The organism is Variovorax sp. 01T439_2, assembly GCF_056398445.1.
In genome coordinates this window covers 1-7,969 of sequence record NZ_JBFTPJ010000169.1, presented here as the reverse complement: position 1 = coordinate 7,969, position 7,969 = coordinate 1, and the positions used below count along the sequence as shown (strand labels likewise).

The following is a 7,969-nucleotide window of genomic DNA, read 5'->3' as shown; positions in this document are numbered from 1 at the left end:
CTCAAACAGCTGCGGCCCTGATCCCGCCTCCATCTGCGCTCCTCGGCGCATACAGAAGGGGCGGCGCATACAGAAGGGGTGGGAGCGGGCGGCCTTCGCTTCGCTCGGCCCCAATACCAACAGCCAAATCCCAACCACCACGGCGCGCAGCGCCGCGGTGGCTTGGTGGCCGAGCGAAGCAAAGGCCCGTTCGGTTCCCAATCCCCTCTGTATGCGCCGAGGAGCGGAGTGTTTCGCGGATCAGGGCTCGCCCTTGTTTGAGCGAAGCGAGTTTGGGCGAGACCCCGTGAAACGCGAGCACCGCAGGTTGCCCCGTAGCGTAGCGAAGGGGTCGCAGACAGTGGGGTCGCCTTTCTTTTGCCTACGTTTCTTTGGCGAAGCAAAGAAAAGTAGGTCGCCCGCCGGGGCGAGACCCGGCCTCGGGAAGCAAACGATCAGCACAGATCGAAAGATCGGCAGCGATGGAAAGGCCGCCAGCCCTCACCCCAACCCTCTCCCAGAGGGAGAGGGAGTAAGCCAGAAATGACCCTCCTCAAAGTAGACAACCTAGGCAAATCCTTCGGCGGCGTCAAAGCCGTCGACGGCATCAGCTTCGAGCTCGAGGCCGGCGAGCTGCTGGCCCTCATCGGCCCGAACGGCGCCGGCAAGTCCACCACCTTCAACATGGTCAACGGCCAGCTCAAGGCCGACCAGGGTTCGATCGTGTTCGACGGCCATGAGCTCGTGGGCCAGAAGCCGCGCGAGATCTGGCGCAAGGGCGTGGGCCGCACCTTCCAGATCGCCGAGACCTTTGCCTCGCTCACCGTCGCCGAGAACGTGCAGATGGCCATGCTCTCGCACGACGGCAAGCTGTTCTCGATGTGGCGCCGCGCCGCGGACCACAAGCGCGACGAAGCGCTGGCGCTGCTCGATCAGGTCGGCATGAAGGCGCAGGCCGACCGGCCCTGCAGCGAGCTCGCCTATGGCGACGTCAAGCGCGTCGAGCTCGCGATCGCGATGGCCAACGCGCCCAAGCTGCTGCTGATGGACGAGCCCACCGCCGGCATGGCGCCGAAGGAGCGCAACTCGCTGATGGCGCTGACCAAGGAGCTCGTGGTCCAGCGCGGCCTGGCCGTGCTGTTCACCGAGCACAGCATGGACGTGGTGTTCGCCTACGCCGACCGCATGATCGTGCTGGCCCGCGGCCGCCTGATCGCGCAGGGCAAGCCGCTCGAGATCCGCGACCATCCGAAGGTGCAGGAGGTGTACTTCGGCAGCGGCAAGACCTTCGAGAAGATCGCAGAGAAAGCCGCCGAAGTGAACGCGGCCGTGGGAGCAGCAACCGCATGAGCACGCACGAAACACTGTTGAAGGCGAACTCGCTGTGCGCCTGGTACGGCGCCGCACAGATCCTCTACGACGTCGATCTCGAAGTGCGGCGCGGCGAGGTCGTCGCGCTCATGGGGCGCAACGGCGCCGGCAAGTCGACCACGCTCAAGACGCTGATCGGCATGCTCGCCAAGCGCAAGGGCAACGTCAGCTTCCTCGGCCACGACATCTCGAAGAGCGAACCCCATCACGCGGCGAAGCTCGGCCTGGGTTTCGTGCCCGAGGACCGCCGCGTGTTCACCGATCTCACGGTGATGGAAAACCTCGAGGTCGGCAAGCAGCCGCCGCGCCGCTGGACGGACGGCAGCGACGCGCCGCTGTGGACGCCCGAGCGCCTGTTCAAGCTCTTTCCCAACCTGGGCGAAATGCCCGACCGCCCGGGTGGCCGCATGAGCGGCGGCGAGCAGCAGATGCTCACCGTGGCGCGCACGCTCATGGGCAACCCCTACCTGGTGCTGCTCGACGAGCCCTCCGAAGGCGTGGCGCCGGTCATCGTCGAGCAGATGGCCAACATGATCCTCGAACTCAAGGCGCAGGGCGTGAGCATCCTGCTGTCGGAGCAGAACATGCACTTTGCCGAGCTGGTGTCCGACCGCGCCTATGTGCTCGAGAAGGGCCAGATCCGCTACCACGCCACCATGGCAGAGCTCGCGGCCAACGAAGAGGTGCGCCGCGCCTACCTGAGCGTCTAGCCGCACCCACGCGGCCACTTTCTTTTTTGTCATCAACCACCGGAGCACACGCCATGCACGACTCGCACCGCAGATCCCTTCTGAAGTCCACGGCCGCACTGGGCCTGCTGGGCGCGGCCGGAACGCTGTTCGCGGCTCCGAAGCTCAAGCCGAACGACAAGTCCGCGCTGATCGTGATCGACGTGCAGAACTGCTTCGTCGACGGCGGCACGCTGCCCGTCAAGGGCGGCGCCGAGGTGGTGCCGGTGATCAACAAGCTGGCCGATTCGTTCGAGAACATCGTGGTCACGCAGGACTGGCACACCCAGGGCCATGCGTCGTTCGCGAGCGCGCATCCGGGGCAGAAGCCGTTCAGCAGCATCAAGCTCTCGTACGGCAACCAGGTGCTCTGGCCCGACCACTGCGTGCAGGGCACCGACGACGCGGCGCTGCACAAGGACCTGAAGCTGCCCACCGCGCAGGTCATCGTCCGCAAGGGCTTCCACAAGGGCGTCGACAGCTATTCCGCCTTCGAGGAGGCCGATCGCAAGACCGCCACCGGCCTGGGCGGCTACCTCAAGCAGCGCGGCATCAAGACGGTCTATGTGGCGGGGCTGGCCACCGACTTCTGCGTGGCCTGGACCGCGCTCGATGCGCGCAAGGCCGGCTTCGAGGTCTACGTGATTGAGGACGCCACGCGCGCCATCGACCTCAACGGCTCGCTCGCCGCCGCATGGAAGCAGATGGCGGCCAAGGGCGTCAAGCGCATCCAGTCCGCCGACATCCAGGCGGCCTGAGCAAGCCAACCCACGCCGCATTCACACCCGACCGGCAACAACGACAACAACGAGCTCGACAACGCATGACGATTCCGATTTCAAGGCGCGCCCTGGTGGCGGGCGGCGCAGCCCTGGCACTGGGCCCGGGCCTTCTTCGTTCGGTGCGCGCCGACAACGGCGTGACCGACGGCCTCATCCGCATCGGCCAGTCGGCCGTGTTCAGCGGCCCGGCCAAGGACTTCGGCATCGACTACCGCGCGGGCATCAAGCTGTACTTCGAGCGCGCCAACAAGTCGGGCGGCATCAACGGCCGCAAGCTCGAGCTCGTCAGCTACGACGATGCCTACGATCCCGCCAGGACGGCCGCCAACACCGCGAAGCTGATCGACGAGGACAGGGTCTTCGCGCTCGCGGGCTTCGTCGCCACCGGCAACCTCGCGGCCGCGATGCCGCTGGCCGAGAAGGCCGGCGTTCCGATGTTCGCGCCGCTGGTGGGCACCACCTCGTTCCGCACCAAGGTCAACCGCCTGCTGTTCCACGTGCGCGCGGGCTACGACCTCGAGCTGCGCAAGATCATCAGCCATCTCTCGACCCTCAGCCTCGCGTCGATCGCGGTGGTCTACCAGGACAGCGCCTTCGGCAGGTCAAACCTCGCCACCTGCGAGCAACTGGCCGCCGACTACAAGGTGCAGGTCGTGAAGACGCTGCCGCTCGCGATTGCCGCCGAAGACGCGAAGCAGGTGGTCGCCAGCCTGGCCGAGGCCAAGCCCGGCGCGGTCCTGATGATCATGGCGGGGCGCATGGTCGAAGTGTTCATGCGCGACTACCGTGCGAACGGCGGGGCGGCGCCGCTCTATACGCTGTCGGTCGGCATCACCGACGCGGCCGGTTCCGCCAAGCGGCTCGAAGGCAAGCTCGCGGGGCTGGTCACGGCCAGCATCGTACCGCCGCCGCAGGCCGTGCGCGTGCCCATCGTGGCCGACTACCAGCGCGACCGCGCCGAGTTCGGCGAGAAGATCGACAGCTACACCACGCTCGAAGGCTACATCGCCTCGCGCGTGATGGTCGAAGGCCTGCGCCGCGCGGGCAAGGCGCTCACGCGCGACAGCTTCATTGCCGGGCTCGAAGGCATCGGCAATGCGCGCTTCGGCGATTTTCCGGTCGAGTACAGCGCGAAGAACCACAACGGCTCGACCTTCGTGGACCTGGAGATGTACACCCGTGACGGCCAGTTGCGGCGCTGAGCCGCCGCTGTACCTGCAGGTCAACGGCAGCGCCTGCTCGATCGAGGGCGTGCCGCATGCGGCCACGCTGCTGCACCTGCTGCGCAACGACCTCGGCCTGAACGGGCCCAAGTACGGCTGCGGGCTGGGGCAGTGCGGCGCCTGCACGGTGCATGTCGACGGCGTGGCGGCGCGTGCCTGCGTGATTCCCGCGCATGGCGTGGCGGGCCGCGCCATCACCACGCTCGAAGGCCTTGGCACGCGCGGCCGCTGGCATCCGGTGCAGGCCGCCTTCGAAGACGCGCAGGCCGCGCAGTGCGGCTACTGCCTGAGCGGCATGGTGATGCAGGCCGCGGCGCTGCTCGCGCGCGATCCGCAGGCGAGCGAGGCGCGCATCCGCAGCGAGCTCTCGGGCAACCTGTGCCGGTGTGGGACGCACATCGAGATTCTGGACGCGGTGCAGCGCGCGGCGGTGCGGATGCGCGCGGAGGCAAACCCATGAGCCGCCCGTCTTGTTCCCTCTCCCTCCGGGAGAGGGCCAGGGTGAGGGCATCGGCCCTTGCACAAGCACAGCTCTTGCCATCGCCGCCGGCCCTCACCCCCGCCCTCTCCCGGAGGGAGAGGGAGCAAAGACCATGACGCGCCGCGCCGATCTGCCGCGCACGCGCGCGGACTTTCTCTCGGCCGACGGCGTGCTGCTGGTCGTGCGCGAGACACCGCCCGCGCCGGCGCCTGCCAACGGCCAGCCCACGGCCGTGGCGGGCAATCCGATCGAAGGCGACGAGATCCTGCTCGCCGTGTGGGACGACGGCAGCGCCTCGGCGCTTAACGGCCACGTCGACCTCGGCACCGGCATCCAGACCGCGCTCGCGCAGATCGTGGCCGAGGAGCTCGAGCTCGGCATGCCCTGCGTGCGCATGATGCTCGGCGACACCGCACGCGCGCCCAACCAGGGCGCGACCATTGCAAGCGCCTCGATCCAGATCCATGCACAGCCGCTGCGTCTGGCCGCCGCGCAGGCGCGCGCCTGGCTGCTCGCGCGCGCGGCCGAGCGGCTCGGCGTGGCCGCCGAGGCGCTGCAGGTGCGCAACGGCGTGGTGCGCGTGGCCGAGGCGCCGGACCGCCGCATCAACTACGCGGACCTGGTGGCGGGACAGCGGACCGTGCTGCGGCTCGACCCCGCCGCGGTGCCCAAGGATCCGGCCGACTACCGCATCGTCGGCACGCGCCAGGCCCGCGTCGACATTCCCGCCAAGCTCGCGGGCGACCTCGTGTTCGTGCACGACATGCGCGTGCCCGGCATGCTGCATGGCCGCGTGGTGCGCCCGCCGTATGCGGGCGCGGACCACGGCGAGTTCATCGGCAACACGCTCGAGTCGGTGGACGAGTCGTCGATTGCGCACATTCCCGGCATTCGCGCGGTGGTCGTGATCCGCGACTTCGTCGGCATCGTGGCCGAGCGCGAGGAGCACGCCGAGCAGGCGCTGCGCGAACTGCGCGTCAGGTGGAAGCCCTGGCCCGGCATGCCCGACCTGTCCAACCTCGCGCAGGCCCTGCGCGACAACCCGTCGACGCAGCGCCTGCTGGTCGACGAAGGCGACGTCGACGGCGCGATCGCCGCGGCCGCGCAGCCGATGCACCGCACCTATGTGTGGCCTTACCAGATGCATGCGTCCATCGGACCCTCGTGCGCGCTGGCCGAGTGGCTGCCGGAGGACGGCAGCGGCATGCAGTTGCGTTGCTGGGCCGGCTCGCAGAACCCGCACGTGCTGCGCGCCGATCTCGCGAAGCTCATGGGCCTGGACGACGTGCAGGTCGACGTCATCCGCATGGAAGCCGCGGGCTGCTACGGCCGCAACGGCGCCGACGACGTGGCGGCCGATGCGGCGCTGCTCGCGCGCGCCGTGGGCGCACCGGTGCGCGTGCAGCTCACGCGCGAGCAGGAGCATGCCTGGGAGCCCAAGGGCGCCGCGCAGCTCATGGAAGTGGATGGCGGGCTCATGGCCGACGGCCGCATCGCCGCCTACGACTTCGAAACCTCCTATCCATCGAACGGCGCGCCCACGCTCGCGCTGCTGCTCACGCGCACCATCGAGCCGGTGGCGCAGGCCTTCGAAATGGGCGACCGCACGGCGCGTCCGCCCTACAGCGTCGACAACCTGCGCGTGAAGGTCAACGACATGGCGCCGATCGTGCGCGCCTCGTGGCTGCGCGGCGTGTCGGCGCTGCCGAATTCGTTTGCGCACGAGTCGTACATCGACGAGCTGGCCACCGCGGCCGGCGTCGATCCGGTGCAGTTCCGGCTGCGCCACCTGAGCGATCCGCGCGCGGTCGAGCTGGTGCAGGCCACCGCGCAGAAGGCGGGCTGGCGCATGCGCACGGGGCCAGAGGAGAACGCCGACGGYGGGCTCGGTGAAGGTGGCGACATCCTCTTCGGCCAGGGCTTCGCCTATGCGCGCTACATCCACAGCAAGTGGCCCGGCTTCGGCGCCGCGTGGGCTGCATGGGTGGCCGACGTCGAGGTCAATCGCAAGACCGGCGAGGTGCACGTGCGCCGCGTGGTGGTGGGGCACGACGCGGGGCTGCTGGTCAACCCCGCGGGCGTCGAGCACCAGGTGCACGGCAATGTGATCCAGACCACGAGCCGCGCGCTCAAGGAAGAGGTGCAGTTCGCGCCGCAGCAGGGCGCAGAAGCAGCGGCGGCCGGTGCGCAGCTGCTGCCCGGCGTGCGGCCCTCGGGCGTGGTCGCGAGCCGCGAGTGGGGCAGCTACCCGATCATCAATTTCCGCGACGTACCGGTGATCGAGGTCATGCACATGCCGCGACCCGGCGAACCCTCGCTCGGCGCGGGCGAGTCGTCGTCGGTGCCGGGAACGGCGGCGATCGCGAATGCGATCTTCGATGCGACGGGCGTGCGCTTCCGCGAGCCGCCGTTCACGCCGGAGAAGGTGCTGGCGGCGTTGAATCCGGGTTTGCTCCCTCCCCTTCCGGGGGAGGGCGGGGGTGGGGGCGAGCGGCGCTCGAAGGGTGGCGCTGCCGTGCCCCCATCCCAACCTTCCCCCGGGAGGGGAAGGAGCAATGCACCGTGGCCTCGGCGCAAGAGCGTGTGGGCCACCGGCACCGCACTCTTCATCGGCGGCCTCGGCCTCATCGCCGGCCTGCTCGGCTGGCGCTCCGCCATCGCGCCGGTCTCTCTCAGCGCCCCGGTCTACAGCGAGGCCACCATCGAACGCGGCCGCGTGCTTGCCGCGCTCGGCGACTGCGCCGTGTGCCACACCGCACCGGGTGGCGCGCCCAATGCGGGTGGCCGCGCGATGCAGACACCCTTCGGCACGCTCTACACCACCAACCTCACGCCCGATGCCGACACGGGCCTGGGCCGCTGGTCGTTCAGCGCCTTCCAGCGCGCGATGCGCGAAGGCATCTCGCGCGACGGCCACCACCTGTACCCGGCGTTCCCGTACACCGCCTTCGCGAAGACCAGCGACGACGACCTGCAGGCRCTCTACGCCTACTTCATGTCGATGCCCGCGGTGCGTGCCGAGACGCCGAAGGCCGAACTGAAGTTTCCGTTCAGCATGCGGCCTCTCATGGCCGGATGGAACGCGCTCTTCCACGACCCCGCGCCCCTGCAGCCGGTGGCCGCGCAAAGCGCCGAGTGGAACCGCGGCGCCTACCTCGTGAACGGCCTGGGGCATTGCGGCGCCTGCCACACGCCGCGCAACGCGCTCGGTGCGGAGCAGGGCGGCAGCGCGTTTCTCTCGGGTGCGATGGTCGATGGCTGGGAGGCGCCGGCGCTCACGCAGCTGTCGAAGTCCGCCGTGCCGTGGGACGCCGACGCGCTCTACCGCTATCTGCGCATTGGCCACTCGCCGCGCCATGGCATCGCGGGCGGGCCGATGGCCGAGGTAGGGCCGATGGCCGAGGT

6 protein-coding genes are annotated in these 7,969 nt (G+C 69.3%); all 6 read left to right on the top strand.

The features are described 5' to 3' along the window. Window positions 1-522: 522 nt before the first annotated feature. On the top strand, window positions 523-1,329 hold the full coding sequence (locus AC1DOC_RS10590; RefSeq protein ID WP_012745350.1) for an ABC transporter ATP-binding protein: 807 nt from the start codon (window positions 523-525) through the stop codon (window positions 1,327-1,329). Continuing rightward, window positions 1,326-2,060, top strand: a complete 735-nt coding sequence (locus AC1DOC_RS10585) for an ABC transporter ATP-binding protein (RefSeq protein WP_478080975.1) — start codon at window positions 1,326-1,328, stop codon at window positions 2,058-2,060. Before AC1DOC_RS10590 ends, AC1DOC_RS10585 begins: the two co-directional genes overlap by 4 nt. Before the next feature lie 53 nt (window positions 2,061-2,113). Beyond that, complete coding sequence (pncA, locus tag AC1DOC_RS10580) at window positions 2,114-2,836, top strand: bifunctional nicotinamidase/pyrazinamidase (RefSeq protein WP_018906627.1); 723 nt, start codon at window positions 2,114-2,116, stop codon at window positions 2,834-2,836. A gap of 65 nt (window positions 2,837-2,901) precedes the next feature. Next, the gene (locus tag AC1DOC_RS10575) at window positions 2,902-4,062 is read left to right on the top strand and encodes an ABC transporter substrate-binding protein (RefSeq protein ID WP_478080976.1); all 1,161 of its coding nucleotides are present in this window, start codon (window positions 2,902-2,904) and stop codon (window positions 4,060-4,062) included. Further along, window positions 4,040-4,543 (top strand): (2Fe-2S)-binding protein, encoded by a 504-nt coding sequence (locus AC1DOC_RS10570; RefSeq protein WP_478080977.1) that lies wholly within the window; start codon window positions 4,040-4,042, stop codon window positions 4,541-4,543. The genes AC1DOC_RS10575 and AC1DOC_RS10570 overlap by 23 nt, the downstream gene beginning before the upstream one ends. Before the next feature lie 133 nt (window positions 4,544-4,676). Next, window positions 4,677-7,969, top strand: a 3,293-nt coding sequence (locus AC1DOC_RS10565) for a molybdopterin cofactor-binding domain-containing protein (RefSeq protein WP_478129777.1), incomplete at its 3' end; no start/stop codon positions are given.